Source organism: Ochrobactrum sp. AN78, from assembly GCF_029909885.1.
Lineage (GTDB): Bacteria > Pseudomonadota > Alphaproteobacteria > Rhizobiales > Rhizobiaceae > Brucella > Brucella quorumnocens.
The window spans coordinates 73,393-93,042 of sequence record NZ_JASAMU010000012.1 but is presented as its reverse complement, the minus strand read 5'-3'; the positions used below and the strand labels follow the sequence as shown (position 1 = coordinate 93,042).

Here is a 19,650-nt window from a genome sequence, read left to right as displayed (position 1 = left end):
TGTCGCTTTGCATGAAAGTTCGGCGGAAAAGCGAAGCAATCATGGCGAAAGTGCTAACTTGAAAGTCACACTAAGCATGCAGAATTATGGTAACTAAATTCTTTACAATCGCTCAGCCGAAACAAAGAAAGTCTGGCTGTCGCTCTCAGGCAGGGTCACTATGCCGTGAGCAAATAGTCGAAATGGCTAACGTTCCGAAACTCAAAACCCTCGACCGCCACGCGATTACGCCCGCGGCGTTTCACGCCTAGAAGGGCAATATCTGCGCGTTCCGCAGTATCCCAAATTGTCTCGTGCTCGCGCATAAGCGCCACGCCAAAACTGCTGGTAATTTTGCGCCCATTTGGCAACATCGAGAAACTGTAGCGTGCCACATGATTACACAGGCGATTGGCAAAAATTTCGGATTGCTGTGCGCTGCCTTCGACAATCAAGATGAATTCTTCGCCACCAACACGGCCAACAATTGTGCCCTCTTCAGCCATTGAATGAAGGATACAAGAAAACTCCACCAACACCTGATCGCCAATAGAATGACCGAATTCATCGTTGATTGCTTTAAAATGGTCGATATCTGCAATGATGACCGCGCGATTATCGCAAGCCGATGTGTTGAGTTTCCTTTGAACAGATCGTTCCAATCCACGACGATTAAGAGCGGCTGTTAGCGGATCAGAGTCACGCTCCCCTTGCAGTTCGTTGATCACGTCAGCGGTCGCAACAACGAGAATAACGAGGCCGAGCAATACACTGATGAATGAGACGGAAATCGTTACAAGAGTCCAGTATTGGGAATTGATCAATTGCTGGGTGCTTTGAACACCATCGAGCATGTTGAAAGTTAGCACGCTTCGGAGAAAGAAATGCAGCGCAAATATCACAAGTAGACTGTGCAATGTCCGCTCGATCCAATTGCCTTCCGCTAGTCTCCGAGACTTTATACAAAGGACAGCAATCAGTGCTCCAAGCCCGAAATTTGAAACAACCGCCATATATTTGTAAGCAATGCCAGCTTGCCCGAGATAAGCAATTACCACCAATGTAAGCACACTAATCGACGCACCCGTAAACGGGGAAAACTGCTTGCCAAGACGAACCATCACAGCTTCGCAAAAGAAAAGTCCGGCCAGAAGATAGAAGGTAGTCGCTGCAAATACCGTCCCATTTAAGCTCGGCAAAAGATGCAGAACCTGCAGCAGCAAGCCAGCCGCAAAGGTTGCGAATCCCAGTCCAAATAGCAATATGTGCCTGCGTCTGGTGTCGAGCATCCAAACGCCCGACATTGTCGTCGCAAACAACATAATCAAGAGAGGCGGAACAAATTTCACGACAGACGATACCGTTAAATTAAAAATGCATGAAAATCGAAATTGATCCCCTTTAAAACGGTAACAAACGATTTAAATCAAGTGGGCTCTTAGTATAAATAAGAAGAAACTCCATTTAATTAATTTATTATAAAATAATAATATTTTAATAATAACCTACAATCAACAGGATCGCTGCGTATATAGAGAATTTTGGATTCTACCGACTTCCAGTTATCCCCAGATATTGATTTTACACACTCGCCAAATATGGCAAGAAAAGCCAAGAATACCAACATTACCTGTTACTAAATTTATTGAGGGCTTGGTGACGAAGTTCTGAAATGTCATTTTATCAATACGCACAGCCCCAGCGGAGAAAACATATGCGCCATCAGTTCGACCTTTTTACTCCTCCAGCAGTGGACGGGAGAAAACAGGCGGAACTGCGCCCTACCCGCACCAAACCCGGCAAGACAACCGGTATGGATGAATCGGAAATGGTACAGCGCCTCAAGGACAGTGGTCGTTATCGGATTTTGCAGAGACTCGACCCTGCCCCGATTGTGCCCGATGCTGACAAACTTGCTTTCCCGCGTCTTGGTGTTGTGGTCGATACGGAAACCACTGGCTTGAGTGCCGCACAGGAAGAAATTATCGAGATCGGTGCGGTAGCCTTCCGCTATGCAGATGATGGCTCTATTGGCGATGTCTGCGCCACTTTCGGTGCATTGCAGGAACCATCTAAACCTATTCCAGCGGAGATCACGCGCATTACCGGTATCACCGATGAGATGGTGGCAGGGCAGATGATCCCGCGCGCGAAACTGGAAGCCTTGATCGCAGACGCTGATCTGATCATCGCGCATAATGCGGGTTTCGACCGACCATTTCTTGAGCGATTTTCGCCAACCTTTACCAACAAGCCATGGGCCTGCTCGGTGAAAGAAATCGATTGGACCGAACGTGGCTTTGAAGGAACCAAGCTTGGCTATCTGATCGGTCAAAGCGGCTATTTTCATAATGGCCACCGCGCCGAGGATGATTGTCAGGCATTGTTGGCGGTGTTGCGCGAAACGTCAGGCCGAAAACAAACCCCATTTTCAGAACTGCTCAAAGCCAGCCGCAAATCGCGCCTGCGCATCTATGCTGAAAACAGTCCATTCGAAATGAAGGACAAGCTGAAAGAGCGGCGCTATCGCTGGTCTGATGGCACTGATGGTCGTCCGAAATCCTGGTGGACGGAAGTCGACGAGGACGAACTGGACACGGAACTGGAATATCTGCGTACGGAAATTTACGGCTGGCGTGATGCCGATCCGCTTATCGTGAAGCTGACCGCCACCGAGCGTTACAAAGAGCGGGCGCCACTCAGATCAAAATAATAAAAAGGCCGCATTAAGCGGCCTTTTTACTTATCCGATGACTGGCCAAGGCCGTTGCGCTGGCCGCATATCCTCGTAGGCTTTTGCAAGCCTCAACACACCCAGATCATCAAAACGCTGACCGAAAATCTGCAAACCAATGGGCAGACCCTTTGAGGTATAGCCGCAATTGATGGAAACAGCGGGCTGCTCCGACATATTGAGCGAAACCGTAAAGGCGATATGCTCGAATGGACGCTGCGGATCATTGATCGGCGATGCCCATTCTGCCGGATAGGTCGCCATTGGCGCCGTCGGTGAAATGATGAAGTCAAAGCCTTTCGATGCAGCAAGTGCTGCATTGCGCATGGCATCAATCTGGGCGAACCCTGTGTAGACTTCTTCCCCAGATAGATTTTCTGCGGTTTCGGTCCATTGATAGATATAAGGCAATATCTTTGCACGATTTTCAGGTGTCATCTTCTTGATGTCCGACCATGATCGCGCCCGCCAGAAACGATCAAGACCGTCAATCATCGCGCGATTCAAGAACGGCGCAACCGGTTCGATAATGGCACCCGCGTCGGCAAATAGCTTTGCTGCGGCTTCCACCGCTGCCTTGGTTTCTTCGCCAACCTCTTCACCAAAACCGGCATCCATCCAGAGACCGATCTTCAGGCCCTTCACATCGATATCAATATCCATCCAGTCAATCGGCTGATAAGGCAGGCTCATGCCGTCACGACGATCTGGTTTTGACAAAACCGACATATAAAGCGCGGTATCGGCAACATCTCGGGTCATAGGACCGGCAACCCGGCCTAAAAATGCCGGATCAATCGGAATACGCCCGAAGGACGGCTTGAGGCCCACAAGACCACACCAGCCAGCAGGCAAACGAACCGAACCACCAATATCTGTGCCGACATGCAAAGGTCCGTAACCGGCAGCAGCAGCACTACCCGCCCCTGCACTTGAACCACCCGGATTGGTGTTCAAATCCCATGGATTACGTGCGAGCTTATGGAAACTTGATAGTCCTGAAGACAACATGCCAAGATCCGGCATGGTCGTCTTGCCGAGCAGCACTCCGCCAGCTTCACGCGTGCGAGCAGCAGCCGGGGCGTCAGCTGCAGCAGGCTTCAACGGCAATGCCGCACAGCCTAGCGGTACGGGCAAACCTTCTGTTGCGATATTTTCTTTGAGCGTCAGCGGCACACCGTCAATTACGCCCGCCGGTTCACCCTTCACCCAGCGCGCTTCCGATGCTTTTGCCGCTGCACGTGCAGCATCCGGATCATAAGCCCAGAGTGCATTGAGTTTCGGTTCATAGGCTTCAATGCGATTAATAACTGCTGCTGTTACTTCTACCGGAGAAAGCGTCTTGGTTTTATAGGCATCGACAAGCGCAACGGCAGACAAATCTGCAAGATTTGACATTTAAGTTCCCTTTTATCATTCCGGTAATTGGAGGTTGGCAGTCTTGCGCGGAGCCCGTTTGCGCCGTCCCGAAAAAGGCTTTGGCACCGCATCAACAAGCGCACGGGTATATTCGTGCTGCGGATTGTCGAAGACTTCGTTGGTGGGTCCCTCTTCGACGATATTGCCGCGATAAATCACGGCAACGCGGTCGGTAATCGCACGCACGACACCAAGATCGTGGCTGATGAAAAGATAGCTAAGGCCAAACTTTTCCTGCAAATCCATCATCAGATTCAGCACCTGCGCCTGAATGGAAACGTCAAGCGCCGAGACTGGCTCGTCGGCAACGATGAGTGCAGGCTTGGTAATCAAAGCGCGCGCAATCGCGATACGCTGACGCTGCCCCCCAGAGAATTCATGGGGGTATTTGTCTGCCGATGCGGGCGGCAGACCAACCGCTGCCAGCACCTCCGCAACGCGTTCATTGCGTTCAGCAGTGCTTGTTCCACGTTCCAGCGAGACAATCGGCTCGGATATAATCCGCCTCACTGTATGGCGTGGATCGAGAGAGCCGTAAGGGTCCTGAAAAATCGCCTGGAAGCCTTTACGCGCTTCACGCAGCCCACCGCGATCCAGCGCATAAATATCCTGCCCGTTGATCAGGATCTGCCCAGATTGCGGTCGTTCCAGCCCCATCACAGCACGCGCAAGTGTGGATTTTCCGGAACCACTTTCGCCAACAATGCCAAGACTTTGCCCTGCTTCAATGTCAACACTGACGCCGTGGAGTACGCGCAGGCTCTCCTGCTTCGATAAAAACGAAGCACGCGGCAGGCGATATTCGCGCACAACGTTGCGCACTTCCAGGATATGCTTGCTCATGCCATCACCTCGCCTTCGCAAGGATGGAAGCAGGCAGCGCGATGTGTGATCCCGTTGTTCTCATCCAACACATCAAGAGGCGGAATTGTCAGCCGGCAATCATCCTGCACAAAGGCGCAGCGATCAGCAAATGAGCAATGCGCCGGACGTGTAAGCGGATCAGGCACTACGCCCGGAATGGCTTTCAACCGTTGCCGCCCGCCGGAGCTATGTCGCACCAGTGCCGCGCCATGCGGTGACGCCGCAAACAGACCTCGTGCATAAGGATGCGCCATACGACGAAAGACGGCTTCGGTTCGCCCCGTTTCCACAATCCGCCCTGCATACATGACGGCAATACGGTCGGTCATTTCCGAGACCACACCAAGATCATGCGTGATCAGCATCAGCGCCGTTCCGGTCTCATCGATCAGTTCATCCATGAGATCGAGGATTTGCGCCTGTACCGTCACATCAAGCGCGGTTGTCGGTTCATCAGCAATCAACAGGTCAGGCTCGCAGGCTATTGCCATAGCGATCATCACGCGCTGGCGTTGACCACCCGAAAGCTGGTGCGGATATAGATCAAGATTGAAGCGCGGTGCGGGCAATCCAACACGGTCGAGCAACTCGCGAGCCTTCCGCTCGGCATCGGTGCGGCTTTCGCCGAGATGCAGACGGCGACCTTCGGCAATCTGTGCTCCAATGGATTTCACTGGATTAAGCGCAGTCATCGGCTCCTGAAAAATCATCGCCATGCGGCGTCCACGCATTTTGCATAATTGCGCCTCCGGCAAAGACGCGAGGTCTTGACCGTCAAACCGGAGCATGCCACGCACGCGCATACGATCGGGAAGCAGCCCCATGGCCGCAAGGGCGGTAATAGATTTACCGCTGCCGGATTCACCTACGATGCCTAAGCGTTCGCCGCGATTAAGTGTCAGCGTGATGTCGGAAACAATATCCGCGACCTTCAAGCCAATGGGTAGTTCCACGGACATATTCATCATTTCAAGCAAAGGTGTTGTCATCTCTGCCTCCTTACGCGCGGATCGAGCACGTCGCGCAATCCGTCTCCGAGCATGTTAAGCCCCAGAACGGCGAGCGTGATTGCGAGGCCGGGGAAAATCGCCAGCCATGGCGCGTCATAAATGAAAGTTTGTGCATCATTGAGCATCTTGCCCCAGCTTGGCATTGGTGGTTGGGTGCCAAGCCCGACATAGGACAGACCTGCTTCTGCAACGATGGCCAGCGCAAACTGGATAGTCGCCTGCACGATGAGCACGTGATTGATATTTGGCAGCACATGCAAAATCGTGATCGAGATGTCGCCACGTCCAGCACAGCGTGCGGCCTGCACATATTCCCGTTTCCAAAGACCAAGTGATGCACCGCGTGTCACGCGAGCGAAGACCGGTACGTTGAAGATGCCAATTGCAATCATCGCATTGACCGCACCCGGACCAAAAATGGCGGTGATGATAACGGCGGTGAGAAGTGCCGGAAAAGCGAACGCAAGGTCTGTCATTCGCATGACAAAGCCATCAACCATACCGCCGCGTGCTGCTGCGAAGGCGCCAAGCGGAATGCCGACACCCGCGCCAACCAGCACGGCAATGATCGAAACAGCAATCGAATTGCGCGCGCCGACCATGATCATGGAAAAGACGTCGCGACCAAAATTGTCTGTTCCGAAGAAATGCGTCAGACTTGGGCCTTGCAGTTTATCGCGGAAGTTCATCGCGGTGGGCGAATATGGCGTCCAGAAATAAGACACCAAGGCCATAGCTACCAAAATAGCGGTAATGAGCGACCCGACAAACAAGCTACGGCTTAGCAACAACACTCGGAAGCGGTTCAGTTTGGCGATGTTCTGAACGTCGCTCATCGGCTGCCTCCTGTCGAAAGACGCGGATCAATGAAGCCATAGACCAGATCAACGACGAAATTGACGGCAATCACGGAAGCCGCGAGCAATGTCACCAGCGACTGAACGGTGATGAGATCGCGTTGCGCAATCGCCTGAAACACCAATCGCCCAAGGCCGGGAAGATTAAAAACGTTCTCGATAATGATAGTCCCTGCGAGCAGAAAGGAAAATTGCAGACCGATAATCGTCACGACCGGGATCAGCGCATTCGGCACCGCATGGCGCCAGAGTGCCGCGTTACGAGTGAGACCTTTTGCACGTGCGGTGCGCACGAAATCTTCGCCGAGTGTTTCAATAACAGCTGAACGGGTAACGCGTGCAAGAATGGCGGCAAGCGGCAAGGCGAGTGCCAGCGCGGGCAAGAACAACGAACGAATACCTATCCAGAAGCCATTTTCCCATCCGGCAAAACCAGATGCGGGGAACCAGCCAAGTTGCAGTGCAAACAGAAGAATGAGCAGGAGGCCCAGCCAGAAATTCGGGATCGCCACCCCGACCTGTGCCACACCCATCGAAAGAACATCGCCGGTCTTGCCACGCTTGGAAGCCGCATAAACACCCACGGGAATGGCGACTGCAACAGAGAGCACCATGGAAAGTAAAGCCAGCGGCAGCGTTACCATGATGCGCGGACCGAGCAACTCACTGATCGGCACGGAATAGGTGTAACTTGTTCCGAAGTCACCTTTCAGAAAGCCGCCAATCCAGGATAGGTACCGCCACCACAGCGGCTGATCGAGGCCAAGCTGCTTATGCAATGCAGCCAATGTTTCAGGCTGTGCATTGATACCAAGGATGACTGCCGCGGGGTCGCCCGGCAGCACCTGCATCAACAGAAAGACGATGACGGAGGCCGCAAGCGTCGTAAGCAAGAGCGAGACTAACCGCCCGGATATATAAGCCAGCAAAGCGACCTCCTTGAAGTGTTGGCGTCTGCCGCACACTCCGCATTCCATTCTTTACCGCGCCGCAGCCCCTTGGTTATTATCGCTGCGCGGCCATTCAAGTTGTTCTACGCGCATTTTTGTCCGAAAACCGTCTTACACCTTTCGGAACGCGCGTGAATATCCGCCCCTAAGCACCAAACGCCGGGGCGGATCATTTTTTAGTTTTCCCAGTAAACCTGTGTCAGATCATCAGCCGGGATTGGCATGTTCTTCCAGAGGCCTTTGACGTTCTTATTCCACACACCGATTTTTGGCAGCGCATAGAGGAAGATGTTCGGCTCGTCTGCGGCAAGCTTTTCCTGAAGCTTCTTCACGAGTTCAAGCTGTTCTTCGTCACTACCGGCTTCGGCATAAGCTTTGTACAGCGCCTTATATTCCGGGTTGTTGTAATTGAAGTAGTATTTGTCACGGGCATAGATATCGAGATCACGTGCTTCGGTATGAGCAATGATCGTCGCATCAAAATCTGAACGCTTGAATACCTGGTCAAGCCACTGCGCAAACTCGATTGGAACGAGATTGGCTTGAATGCCCACTTCCGCCAGCATGGCCGCAATGATCTCACCACCGCGACGCGCATAGGCCGGAGGTGGAAGCGTAATGGTGATTGACGTACCCTCAGGAACGCCTGCTTCTTCCAGCAACTGCTTCGCCTTGGCCGGATCATACGGATAGGTTTCGGACAGATCGACATAACCCGGATCGACTGGTGCATAATGCGAGCCGATTGGCGTCCCAAACCCGGAATAAACACCTTCGATCAGTGCCTTGCTGTCGATGGCATGGGCCAGTGCCTGACGCACCTTCACATTGTCGAATGGAGCCTTGGCATTGTTAAGCGAAAGCAGAACTTTACCTGCAGTATCACCTACTTCCACCTGAAGCTTATCATCGCTCTTGAAGCGGCTGATCAGTTCAGGAGCCTGGAACATCGGGAATACGTCAATGTCCCCCGCAAGGATGGCCGCTGCTGCAGCCGATGGATCGCTCACAAAACGGAAGGTAACTGCAGAGAGTTTTGCAGCCTCGCCCCAATAGTCTGGATTGCGGTCGAGTTCGACACGATCACCCTGTACCCAACGCTTGAACTTGAACGGGCCTGTACCGACAGGCTTGGTGCGGTTATCGGCTGCTGAATTAGGCGCAACCATTACAGCATCACCCCAACCCATATTGAACAGGAAGTTCGAGGTTGGACGTTTCAGTGTGACAACGGCGGTCGCTGAATCAGGACATTCAGTGCTGGCGATTGGCTCAAAAAGACCCTTCTGCGCATTCGTGGAATCTGGAGCCACCGCGCGCTCATAGGAGAATTTTACAACCGAGCAATCGAATGGCGTTCCATCGTGGAACTTCACGCCCTGGCGCAGCTTGAATGTGTAAGTCTTTTTATCGTCTGAAACGGTCCAGCTTTCAGCAAGCTGTGGCTTCACTGTGCCGTCTTCGACGATACGAACCAGACCTTCATAGAGATTGGCATAAGTAACCTGCCGGATACCGGCAGCGGCATTTGCCGTCGGGTCGAGGCCTGGAGGTTCCAGCACTTCGCCGACCACCAGCGTATCCTTTGCAAAGGCACCGTTGATCGATGCCAGCATCGTGGCTGTTATCAGCCCGGCTTTCAGCAGTTTACTCATCGTTCCTCTTGGGCTCCCCTTATCTCTTATTTAAATCGAACGCCCGCCATCCACGTCGAGCGCCACCCCGGTAATCATAGATGCAGCGGGCGAGCAAAGGAAAGCCGCAGCTTCAGCCAAATCATCAGGTTTCAACAGGCGGCCCATCGGAATGGAATCGCGGAACTTCTTGCGAATTTCTTCGGTATCCTCACCCATAAAGGTGGTGAGAAGCGGTGTTTCGCCTGCAACCGGGTTCAGTGCGACAACACGAATTTTTGCAGGCGCAAGCTCGATGGCCAGCGCCTTTGTGACGGAAACCACCCAGCCCTTCGTCGCATTATACCAGGCGAGATTAGGACGCGGACGACCAGCACCGGTCGACGCGACATTGAGAATGACGCCTTCTCCATTCTGCTTCATATGCGGGATCAGCTTGCGCGTCATCAGATAGATGCCGCGCACATTGACACCAAAAATGCGGTCGAATTCTTCCGGCTCAACCAGTTCGGCATTCTGCGGTTTGTGGCCAATGCCAGCATTGTTGATCAGAATATCGACCTTGCCGAATTTCGACAGGGCTGCTTCTACGGCCGCATCAACATCGGATTCCCTGGAAATATCGGCAGCAACGCTAAGTGCTGCATTACCTATTTCCGATGCAACGCGGTCCGCACCAGCCTGATCGCGATCAACGACCACGACCTTCGCGCCGCCAGCGGCAAAACGCTTAGCCATACCCTCGCCAAATCCAGAACCTGCTCCAGTGATGAGCGCGACCTTACCTTCAAGCGACACTGTCATTCTCCCAAATGCTATTCTTAACCGTGATAAACGGAAATCGTTTTCAGCGAGGCGAAGCCATAAAGCGCTTCGAAACCCTTTTCACGACCATGCCCCGATCTCTTCACGCCGCCGAACGGCAACTCGATACCGCCGCCAGCACCATAATTATTGATGAAGACCTGACCGGAATGGATCGCATGGGCGAGCCGGAACTGACGTCCACCATCATTGGTCCAGATTCCGCACACGAGACCATAGGACGTGCCGTTGGCAATGGCGATTGCTTCTTCTTCCGTATCAAATGGCAGGATGACCTGTACCGGCCCAAAGATTTCTTCCTGCGCAAGACAATGATCGGCAGGAACATCGCGGATCAAAGTCGGCAGAACATAAGCACCGCCTTCCGGCGCGTCATCGACAAGCACACCTTGCGCCGCTATCGCCAGCCCATCTTCTTTCGCTACATCAAGATAGCCTTCGATGATTGCCTTCTGGCGCGGCGAGACCACCGGACCAACTGACAGGTCATCGCCCGCCGGACCAACTTTCAACGCGCGATAACGTTCGCTCATGCGTGCCACAACATCTTCATAAATGCTGCGTTCGACCAGAATGCGCGACGACGCAGAACAGGTCTGGCCTGCGTTCTGGATACCCGCATTAACGAGAAACGGGACAGCGCGTTCAATATCTGCATCAGCAAAAACGATTTGCGGCGACTTACCGCCCAGCTCAAGCGTAACAGGCACAGTGTTTTTCGCAGCGGCTGCCTGAATGAGCTCCCCGGTACGAACCGAGCCAGTGAAGGAAATATGATTGACATCCGGATGCTCGGAGAGAGCGGCCCCCGCCTCCGCTCCAAGACCAGTCACGATATTAAGTGCACCTTTCGGAAGACCAGCCTGTTCTGCGATCTTCGCAAATTCCAGAATGGTAAGGCAGGCTTCCTCAGCAGGCTTCACCACTGTTGCATTGCCCATCGCCAGTGCTGCACCAAGGCTGCGGCCAAGGATCTGCATTGGGTAATTCCAAGGAATGATATGGCCAGTGACACCATGCGGTTCGTAAATTGAAAGAACCGTGAAGCCGTTCCGATATGGCAGCGTGTCGCCATGCACTTTGTCGGCAGAAGCACCGTAGAACTCGAAATAGCGTGCAAGCGCAATCACATCGGCACGCGCCTGCGTAATCGGTTTGCCGACATCTTTCGATTCCAGCTCGGTGAGCAGATCGACGTTCTTCAACACTTCTTCTGAAATACGATGCAGCACACGACCGCGTTCTGTCGCGGTCAGTTTGCCCCAATCACCGGAAAGTGCGGCGCGCGCGGCGGCCACGGCCAAATCAACATCGGCCTTCGCACCGCGCGCGATGAGAGCCAGATCGCTGCCATCAGAAGGATTACGCAAAGTGATGTGTTCGCCACCCAGCGCATCACGCCACTCATTGTTTATGTAATTGCCATAGCGCAGCAAGCCAGAGCCTCCAGCCTTGTTATCATGCTTCATTTTCATTCTCCTGAAGAGGCATTTCAGCCTCCAGTCGTGCCGTGGTCGCGCGAATATGAGCCCGCGCCAGCCGCTCGGCCCCTTCGCCATCACGCGCAGCAATAGCCTCAACAATCCCGCCATGTTCGCGGATCGCATCGCGCGCCCTGTCCACCGACAGCGAGAAGGAGGGGGCAAATACCTGCGAGGTCATGCGCAACAGCGGAACGAATGCAATCAGCGAAGCATTGCCCGCCGTGTTCATCACCGCCATATGAAAATCGACATTGGATTGGGTATAGGCTTTCGGGTCCCACGGATCGACGACTGCACCCTGCCCGGCAACATGGGCACGCAGCTTTGCGATATCCTCGTCTGTTGCGCGCTCCGCGGCAAAGCGAGCTGCAACACCATCCAGCACTTCACGCACAGCATATGCATCAATGAGGCGGGTAAGATCGGCAGAAGCCACGCGAACACCTCGACCCGGCAGATGAACAACCAGTCCGTCGCGTTCTAGGACACGCAGCGCCTCACGCAACGGAGTGCGGCTGATGCCGAACTCAGCGGCCATGTGCTCCTGCCGGAGTATCGCGCCCGGCGCATAAACGCCCGAATAAATTCGCTCGCGAAGTGCCTCTGCAACTTCGTCCAACAAACGGGTCTGACTGCGCCATTCAAAAGCCGCCAATAGAAAAGCCTCCCAACTTTTCTGAGTACAATATCCTGGATACAAAATCAGTCAATCCGAAATGCAGCGCGTTTTCTGAAAAGATTTATGTGTGCTGACGAAGGATAATTCCGGATAGTAACCGTCGCGCGAAACAAGGCGCAAGATGCATAAAAAAACGCCGCGACAAGCGCGGCGTTTTCGAGCGCAACGGCAGCATGGCTGCGGTCTTTACAGAAAACTCTTGGATATCGGCTTCCACTCGCCATCCTGATTATCGAACTGTGGAATATGCGCGAGGCTGTGAAGCAGCTTCACATCATCACCAAGTACCTCCTGCCAATCCTTAGCTTCAGTAAGAATCACGCCAACCCCAACGACTTCTCCGCCCGCTTTGCGTACCAGTTCTACCGAGCCCTTGAGGCTTGAGCCGGAAGCAACGACATCGTCCACCACAACCACGCGCTTGCCCTTGAGAAGCGGGATCGCCTGACGATCGAGAAGCAGGCGCTGCTCGCCTTTTGAGGTGATAGAAGAAATGGTCTGCACCAGCGCGTCGCCAAGATGAATCTTTGGCGATTTCTGCAGAATAACATAGTTGTCCAGACCAAGTGCTCGCGAGACTTCAATCGCAACAGGAATGCCAAGCGTTGCAGCGCCGACAATCACATCCGGCTTCAACGGCGCAAGCTTTTCAGCCAGTGCCTTGCCTACGTGTTCGCCAAAACGAACACCGAGATCAATGACCATCATCAACGAAATGGCGAAGTTTGGATTGATCGGCACAATAGGCAGATCGACCTTCCTGCCCGCTACATCGACAGTCCAGACTTGGCCGTTTCCGGAGAGTTTTGCGCTGTCTTCAGTCATCGTTTTACATCCTTGGAATTAAGTCTCGATTCGACCAGCAGGCCGACGTTACGCCATGTGGTACGCTTGCGCTTGGTATCAAAACCATAAATGGCGAGCGACAGCGAAATCGCATGGGCCATGCGGATAGCCTGAACCAACAATGGCACCCCGCGCGCCAGCGCAAAACGCAGACGCATTGGGAAAGAAACATCATCAATTTCCATGCCGCGCGCGCGCTGAGCGTCTGCGATACGTTCAAAATCCTCACGCAGCATAGGAATAATGCCGAAAGTCAGAGACAAAACGAGCGTCACCATCGGCGGCAGTCGGGCCGCACTGGCAGCAGCCAGAATGGAGCCGGGCGTGCTGGTTTCCATCACAAAATAGAACGCCGCAGTCGTTGTCACCAGACGTGCAGCCATGCCTGCCGCAATCGGCAAAGTATCAACGAAAGCCATGCCTTGAAGGACGAGGTTGAGAATCCAGCTCGCCATGACAAGCAGCGTCAGCAGCACAGCACCTTTGAGATAGCCACGTAAGCCCGGCACCTTGACCAGCACCAGAAAGGCGACCGTAAGGAGCGCCAGCGGCAAACCATATTTCCAGCCCGGCACAAGCCAGGCTGCAAGCATGACCAGGAATGCCGCCGCAAGTTTGACGAAGAAGTTCAGATCATAAAAGACTTTCATGCTGCTTCTCCTGTCTCGACAACGCGCGGTTTTGGCCAGCCAAGCGCACGATAGGCGTCCGACTCCCATGATGCATCCACATCGCCGTCATAGGTGACATGACCACGATCCAGTATCATGACACGGGACGAAACATCGTCCACGAGTTCCAAATCGTGAGAGATCAGCATGACCGCACGGTTTTCAGAAAGTGCCGTTTCGAGGAACAGTTCCAGCATACGGCGACCGTTAAGATCACGCGCCAGAAGCGGCTCATCGAGGATGGCAACCGAAGCGCCTGCAGCTTCCGCACAAGCAAGACCAAGCAGAGCCTGCTGACGGGACGAGAGCGCAAACGGGTTGGTTTCTTCGTGCCCACCAAGCCCATATTTTTGCAGGCACGCCGTTGCGCGCGCAGTCACTGCATCATCCTTTGCTGCACGCGTGGCTGCGGTGATAGCAAAAACCACCTCTTCCAGCACAGTCATATTAAACAGGATACGGCGCATATTCTGCGGCAGATAGGCGACCGACCGGGCACGCTTTGCGGCCGTCCACTTGTCGGCATTCTCGCCTCTGATGATAATTGAACCTGCTGCAATTTTCTGAAGCCCAAGGATCGATTGAAACAGCGTGGTTTTGCCGGCACCGTTTTTGCCTATCAAAGCCACGACTTCACCGGCACGGATTTGGAAGTTCACGTTTTCCAACACTGGCTGACCGTCACGACGCTGAAGCTGGGTCTTGATGCCGGAAACGGAAACAAACACCGTGCCGTCAGGCTTGGCACCAATAAGACGCTTGCGAACGCCAATGGGTGGGAGAACGCCCGCATCTTCCCATGCCGCAGCATTATTGATGATTTCGGAAAGCGACACGAGAGGCGCCAGCTTTCCTTCTTTCAACAAACCGACATTTGTCACCACAGCTTGCAAAGATGCTGGGTCTTGTTCTGCAATCAGCAGAGCAGGGATTTCCGCGCCGAGCTTCTTCAAAACGCGCACAAGACGCTGCCGTGCAGCTGGATCGAGACCTGTGGTCGGCTCATCAAGAATGAGTAGTTTCGGCTCGGCGGCCAGAGCTGCTGCCATCGCAACCATCCGGCGTTCGCCGCCTGAAAGCGTCAGCACGCGGCGACCACGCAAAGCGTTGAGCTCCAGCTCATTCAGAAGATCGTCGATCCGCGCACGGATTATATCTCTGGCAAGACCGCGATTTTCCAACGGAAAGGCGACGAGATCTTCAACGCTCAAATCCCATAGCTGGTCTTCGACATTCTGCGACACCACCCCGACCATGCTGAAGAGTTCGTCTTTCGGCATGGAGGAAATTGGCTTGCCATTAAGCGATATTTCGCCAGCGAAAACCTGAGGCGTGATCAGACGCGGTACGATGCCGGACGCCGCGTTGAGCAGCGTGGTTTTACCACTGCCGCCAGCGCCGCAAATGAGAAGGCGTTCGCCATCACGAATATTCAGGCTGGCTTCGGCAATGCCTAAAACGGAATCGCCAAAGCCTACTTTTACATTCTGTAGTTGGAGCACTTTTCTGGGCTCGCAATCAGAAACGGGTGAAGCCGGACGGATGAGCGCCCTTGAGGATCTTCAGAGCTGGGACGACCAGCAGCGGTGTGCCAATGAGCATTGGTACAATGTCCGAAAGGCCGAGATACAACACTGCCCACCAGTATGGGAAAATACCGAGATAAGCCAAGCTGGCCGAAACGGAGGCAACCATCAAAAGACCAACAACAAGGCAGGTTGCTGCAATTTTAATCAATGTCGTGCGATTAAATGTTGTCGTCTTTGGATCGAACAACATGCCGGGGATCAAGCCAGTCAAGCCAACCATGATGCCATCAATGATGAGCGAATGCGCAGGAATGAAAGTTCCAGCGAGCAAAGACCAGATGACTGTACCGAGATAACCGCAGATAAAGCCACTTTTACGGCCAAGAAGAATGCCAACAAGCGGCGGAAGGAAAGCGAAGATACGCCACTGGATAACGCCTGGCACGAGCTGGATCGGGTTCGCATAGGCCCAAAGAACGCCTGTTGCAGCAGCCGCAACGATTGAAAGAACGATTGGAAACAGGGTGTTTCCATCGTTATGAGTGATGGTGGTGTTGGACATTATCATAATCCCGTAAAGCGCCTCCCGCTTGCAATAAGCAAGAACCATGCCGTTTGGCTGTCGCAGCGAGCGAAAGGAACTTTAAGATGGTGAAAGTGGGGGCTATCCTGTCGGCATATCTGTAGCGCTACGAACAGGCAAAAACACCGCGTTTGCGGTAGAGTCAAGCAGTCTCACGTTGTTTGACGCAATGAGTCACATTAAATCAGCCTGTTAAAGCAATATTCGATCATTCCCCAACAATTTCGGCAAGCATTTCGACCAACTGGCCTATCTGGTCGGGACCATTTTCCATATGGCGAATGACGATTTCCATCGGATCAACAGCGGGTAAACCTGCCGCTACAGGCACAATTCGATGCCCAGGCTGTGCAACGCGTGTGGGGAGAAGACTGACGCCCAATCCTTCAGCAACGGCACTTTGAACGCTCGCGAGACTGGAACTTGTAAAAACGACATGCCACGGCCGCCCAATGCGGTCGAGCGCTTCCATCATGTCGCTGCGATAAAGCCCGTTTGGGGGAAACACGACCAGCGGCAATGGATCAACGTGCGAAACCGGATAATCCGCGCTCTCCAGCCATGACAGTGGTTCGGGCCAGTGCATGGTTCCAGCAGTTTCTCCCCGCCTCTGTTTGATCATGACAAGATCAAACTCACCCGTTTCAAAGCCCTTTTGTAACTCGCGGCTCAATCCGCTGGTCACTTCCAACTTCATATTGGGATGCGTGCGGAGAAAAGCTGCGAGTGCTGGAGTCACGAGCTTTGCCGCAAAATCCTCGGCCAATCCAAGCCGAAGAACGGCGGTTAGTGCATTGCCAGTCATAGCTGCGGCTGCTTCATCGTGCAAATGCAGCATTCGCCGAGCATAACCGAGCAACTTTTCGCCGGCATCTGTTGGGCGGACATCATGCCGTGCACGTTCCAGAAGAGATTGCCCCGCCGCTTCTTCAAGACGGATTATTTTCTGACTTACAGTCGACTGGGTGGAGTGCAGTTGCTGTGCCGCAGCCGTGAAGCTCCGACTATCAACAACAGCTACAAACGCGCGCAGAAGATCGAGACTGAATACGTTATTCATAATTTGAATAGGGACCAGTTGAACATTTAATTTCTAAATATGACTTGTAGCTAGTATTTAATCAACAAATTAGGAGCACTGCCGATGCGTCAAACAATATTCAGCTTGAGTGCCTTGGCATTGATTGCAGGGACATTAGTCATGACCGAACCAACACTGCCGGGCCACTACGCAGTTGCATATGCGCAAAGCTCGCTCATTGAAGCAGCAGCAGCCGGCAATCTTTCGGCAGTAGATGAGGCGATCAAAGCAGGTGTCGAGCTCGATGCACGCGGCAAGCGCGGCGAAACGGCACTGCTTGCCGCCACCCACGCCAATCATGTCGATGTCGCTCGCGTGCTTATTGAAGCGGGCGCAGATGTGAACGCCAAAGATGCGATCAAGGATAGTCCTTATCTTTACGCGGGTGCACGCGGTCATCTCGAAATCCTGAAACTTACACTCGCCCACGGTGCTGACCTTCAAAGCACCAATCGCTATGGCGGCACAGCGCTAATCCCCGCCGCAGAACGTGGTCATGTAGAAACCGTGCGAACGCTGATTGAAGCAGGCGTGAAGGTTGATCACGTCAATAATCTCGGTTGGACCGCTCTTCTCGAAGCCATCATCCTTGGAGATGGTGGGCAGCGCCATGTCGATATCGTAAAACTGCTGATTGATGCCGGTGCTGATGTAAACCTCGCAGACAATGATGGCGTTTCGCCATTGCAGCATGCGCGTCAGCGCGGCTTTACACCTATGGTGGCGATGCTGGAAAAGGCTGGCGCGAAATGAGTGTGAACCGCACATTTCTCGATCAGGCAATCGCACTTGCGTTTGAAAATGTCGAGCACGGTGGACGCCCATTCGGCGCTGTTGTTGTTAAAGACGAGAAGGTCATTGCAACCGGTATAAATCGCATGCAGGCAGACTGCGATCCAACTGCGCACGCCGAGTTGCTGGCATTACGCGCTGCAGGCCAAGCATTGCAATCGTCGCGCCTCGACGGTTGCAGCGTTTATGCAAGCGGTCAGCCCTGCCCCATGTGCTTTGCTGCCATGCGGATGTCAGGCGTAGGCAAAATCATATTTGCCTATTCAAACGATCAGGCTGCGCCCTACAATCTCTCGACTGCAAAGATTGCAGAAGAGCTTTCCAAGCCTATAAGCGAGCAAACTGGCATCAAGGTTGAGCATTGCTCCCCTGACGATGGCGAACGTCTCTATCGTGTATGGCAGGAAAAAGAACAGTCAAAGCGCTAGATAAAACATGAATCCCATCACAGCCGCGCCCGTTGGCAAACAAGCCAGCTCAGTCGCTCTTATAATTCTGGTTGTTTTGATCGGTCTTAATCTCCGACCTTTCCTCACGGCACCGGGGCCTGTTCTCACTGATATCGCAAGCGACACCGGAATGGGCTTTGGTGCGCTGTCGCTGCTCACGTTTCTACCGATGTTGTTGATGGGGCTTGGTGCCTTTATCGCGCCACGTATTCAGTCATCGATCGGCACTCGCCGAAGCATGTTCGCAGCACTCGTGATACTCGCCGCCGGTTCGGTCTTGCGCGGTTTCGTACCCAACGGTTTCTCATTGGTGCTTACCGCCGTCCTCTGCGGTGCAGGCGTTGCCATGATTCAAGCAATCATGCCCGGGCTCATCAAAGCGAAATTTCCTGCAAGTATTGCAGCTGTTACTGGTCTTTATTCCGCAATGATCATGGGTGGTGGAGCGCTTGGCGCACGTTTGACACCATGGTTTGCGGGTTCCGAGCACAATTGGCGCCTTGCGCTCGCAGTTCTCGCAATTCCTACAGTCGTAGCTTTGTTCGCAGCAATACCTATCCTCAGTGAAACGGCATCATCTGGTTCGAAATCGGGTATAACGATCAAACTGCTTCAACGCCCAAGAACATGGATGCTGATGGCTGCCTTCGGGTTGGTGAATGCAGGTTACTCATCGATGGTGGCCTGGCTTGCACCTTATTATCAGTCGCTTGGCGTTGAAGCCTCAGCGACCGGCAATTTGGTTGCAGTTATGGCAATTGCACAGGCGCTCTCGGCCTTTGGCCTCCCACTTCTTGCACGACGCAGCGTCGACCGTCGACCTTGGCTCTTTCTGACATTGGCCATGCAGGGCATAGGATTTGCGGGTCTCGCCTTCACCCCACAGCTTTCCCCGATGTTCTGGTCTGCAATTTGTGGAGCCGGTCTCGGCGGTAGTTTCGCGCTCGCAATGATAACATCGCTCGACCACCTTCCAAAACCGGAAGAAGCTGGCGCGCTGGCGGCTATGATGCAAGGCGGTGGCTTTCTGATTGCCGCCCTCGGCCCGATTGCTACAGCTTTCCTGCATAATCTGACCGGCAGCTTTGCTTCCGGCTGGATAATGCATCTCATTTTGGTCGCAAGCATCTGCCCACTCTATCTGAGCTTTAACCCACGCCACTATGCACGGGTGATGAACTTCCCTGTTACTGCGGAAAACAGCACACAATAGCGTTACCTGACCCCTTTCATGAGTCAAAGACGATGTTTTGCGCAGAATTTT

At 53.5% G+C, this 19,650-nt stretch carries 19 protein-coding genes; 4 read left to right on the top strand and 15 right to left on the bottom strand.

Features of this window, described 5'->3' with window-relative positions; translation table 11 throughout:
- Positions 1–158 precede the first annotated feature (158 nt).
- Positions 159–1,328: a GGDEF domain-containing protein gene (locus QBD00_RS19235; RefSeq protein ID WP_318580274.1), complete on the bottom strand. Its 1,170-nt coding sequence runs from the start codon at positions 1,326–1,328 to the stop codon at positions 159–161.
- Between the two features lie 365 nt (positions 1,329–1,693).
- On the opposite strand from QBD00_RS19235, the gene QBD00_RS19230 reads away from it, so the two are divergent.
- The gene (locus tag QBD00_RS19230; protein WP_151091559.1) at positions 1,694–2,692 is read left to right on the top strand and encodes a 3'-5' exonuclease; all 999 of its coding nucleotides are present in this window, start codon (positions 1,694–1,696) and stop codon (positions 2,690–2,692) included.
- 30 nt (positions 2,693–2,722) lie between these two features.
- Here the strand turns inward: QBD00_RS19230 and QBD00_RS19225 are convergent, their stop codons facing one another.
- From QBD00_RS19225 to QBD00_RS19160, 14 genes are all read right to left on the bottom strand, one after another.
- Positions 2,723–4,111: an amidase gene (locus tag QBD00_RS19225; RefSeq protein ID WP_318580273.1), complete on the bottom strand. Its 1,389-nt coding sequence runs from the start codon at positions 4,109–4,111 to the stop codon at positions 2,723–2,725.
- A 15-nt stretch (positions 4,112–4,126) separates the two neighbouring features.
- Positions 4,127–4,975 carry an ATP-binding cassette domain-containing protein gene (locus QBD00_RS19220; RefSeq protein WP_318580272.1) on the bottom strand — a complete coding sequence of 283 codons (849 nt, stop codon included), beginning with the start codon at positions 4,973–4,975 and terminating at the stop codon, positions 4,127–4,129.
- Positions 4,972–5,985, bottom strand: a complete 1,014-nt coding sequence (locus QBD00_RS19215; RefSeq protein ID WP_318580271.1) for an ABC transporter ATP-binding protein — start codon at positions 5,983–5,985, stop codon at positions 4,972–4,974. The genes QBD00_RS19220 and QBD00_RS19215 overlap by 4 nt, the downstream gene beginning before the upstream one ends.
- On the bottom strand, positions 5,982–6,842 hold the full coding sequence (locus QBD00_RS19210) for an ABC transporter permease (RefSeq protein ID WP_318580270.1): 861 nt from the start codon (positions 6,840–6,842) through the stop codon (positions 5,982–5,984). The genes QBD00_RS19215 and QBD00_RS19210 overlap by 4 nt, the downstream gene beginning before the upstream one ends.
- Positions 6,839–7,792 carry an ABC transporter permease gene (locus QBD00_RS19205; RefSeq protein WP_105534725.1) on the bottom strand — a complete coding sequence of 318 codons (954 nt, stop codon included), beginning with the start codon at positions 7,790–7,792 and terminating at the stop codon, positions 6,839–6,841. The genes QBD00_RS19210 and QBD00_RS19205 overlap by 4 nt, the downstream gene beginning before the upstream one ends.
- Before the next feature lie 197 nt (positions 7,793–7,989).
- The gene (locus QBD00_RS19200) at positions 7,990–9,468 is read right to left on the bottom strand and encodes an ABC transporter substrate-binding protein (RefSeq protein ID WP_318580269.1); all 1,479 of its coding nucleotides are present in this window, start codon (positions 9,466–9,468) and stop codon (positions 7,990–7,992) included.
- 30 nt (positions 9,469–9,498) lie between these two features.
- Positions 9,499–10,245, bottom strand: a complete 747-nt coding sequence (locus tag QBD00_RS19195) for an SDR family oxidoreductase (protein ID WP_318580268.1) — start codon at positions 10,243–10,245, stop codon at positions 9,499–9,501.
- Between the two features lie 23 nt (positions 10,246–10,268).
- Positions 10,269–11,741, bottom strand: coding sequence for an aldehyde dehydrogenase family protein (locus QBD00_RS19190; protein ID WP_318580267.1), 1,473 nt, complete (start codon positions 11,739–11,741; stop codon positions 10,269–10,271).
- Positions 11,731–12,411, bottom strand: a complete 681-nt coding sequence (locus QBD00_RS19185; protein WP_151091567.1) for a GntR family transcriptional regulator — start codon at positions 12,409–12,411, stop codon at positions 11,731–11,733. Before QBD00_RS19185 ends, QBD00_RS19190 begins: the two co-directional genes overlap by 11 nt.
- Positions 12,412–12,621: 210 nt before the next feature.
- Positions 12,622–13,260 carry a phosphoribosyltransferase family protein gene (locus QBD00_RS19180; protein ID WP_318580266.1) on the bottom strand — a complete coding sequence of 213 codons (639 nt, stop codon included), beginning with the start codon at positions 13,258–13,260 and terminating at the stop codon, positions 12,622–12,624.
- Positions 13,257–13,931, bottom strand: a complete 675-nt coding sequence (locus QBD00_RS19175) for an energy-coupling factor transporter transmembrane component T family protein (protein WP_151091569.1) — start codon at positions 13,929–13,931, stop codon at positions 13,257–13,259. Before QBD00_RS19175 ends, QBD00_RS19180 begins: the two co-directional genes overlap by 4 nt.
- Complete coding sequence (locus QBD00_RS19170) at positions 13,928–15,454, bottom strand: ABC transporter ATP-binding protein (protein WP_318580265.1); 1,527 nt, start codon at positions 15,452–15,454, stop codon at positions 13,928–13,930. The genes QBD00_RS19175 and QBD00_RS19170 overlap by 4 nt, the downstream gene beginning before the upstream one ends.
- A gap of 16 nt (positions 15,455–15,470) precedes the next feature.
- Positions 15,471–16,043: an aminotriazole resistance protein gene (locus QBD00_RS19165; RefSeq protein ID WP_191792748.1), complete on the bottom strand. Its 573-nt coding sequence runs from the start codon at positions 16,041–16,043 to the stop codon at positions 15,471–15,473.
- A gap of 229 nt (positions 16,044–16,272) precedes the next feature.
- Complete coding sequence (locus tag QBD00_RS19160; RefSeq protein WP_151091572.1) at positions 16,273–17,124, bottom strand: LysR substrate-binding domain-containing protein; 852 nt, start codon at positions 17,122–17,124, stop codon at positions 16,273–16,275.
- Positions 17,125–17,265: 141 nt separating this feature from the next.
- Here QBD00_RS19160 and QBD00_RS19155 point away from each other — a divergent pair, with 141 nt between their 5' ends.
- Genes QBD00_RS19155 through QBD00_RS19145 form a run of 3 tightly spaced genes read left to right on the top strand, consistent with a single transcriptional unit; the run spans position 17,266 to position 19,599 of the window.
- Complete coding sequence (locus QBD00_RS19155; RefSeq protein WP_318580264.1) at positions 17,266–17,898, top strand: ankyrin repeat domain-containing protein; 633 nt, start codon at positions 17,266–17,268, stop codon at positions 17,896–17,898.
- Positions 17,895–18,365 carry a nucleoside deaminase gene (locus QBD00_RS19150; RefSeq protein WP_151091574.1) on the top strand — a complete coding sequence of 157 codons (471 nt, stop codon included), beginning with the start codon at positions 17,895–17,897 and terminating at the stop codon, positions 18,363–18,365. The genes QBD00_RS19155 and QBD00_RS19150 overlap by 4 nt, the downstream gene beginning before the upstream one ends.
- Before the next feature lie 7 nt (positions 18,366–18,372).
- Entirely contained in the window at positions 18,373–19,599 is a 1,227-nt protein-coding gene (locus tag QBD00_RS19145; protein WP_318580263.1) for a cyanate transporter, read from the top strand.
- Positions 19,600–19,650: the final 51 nt, after the last annotated feature.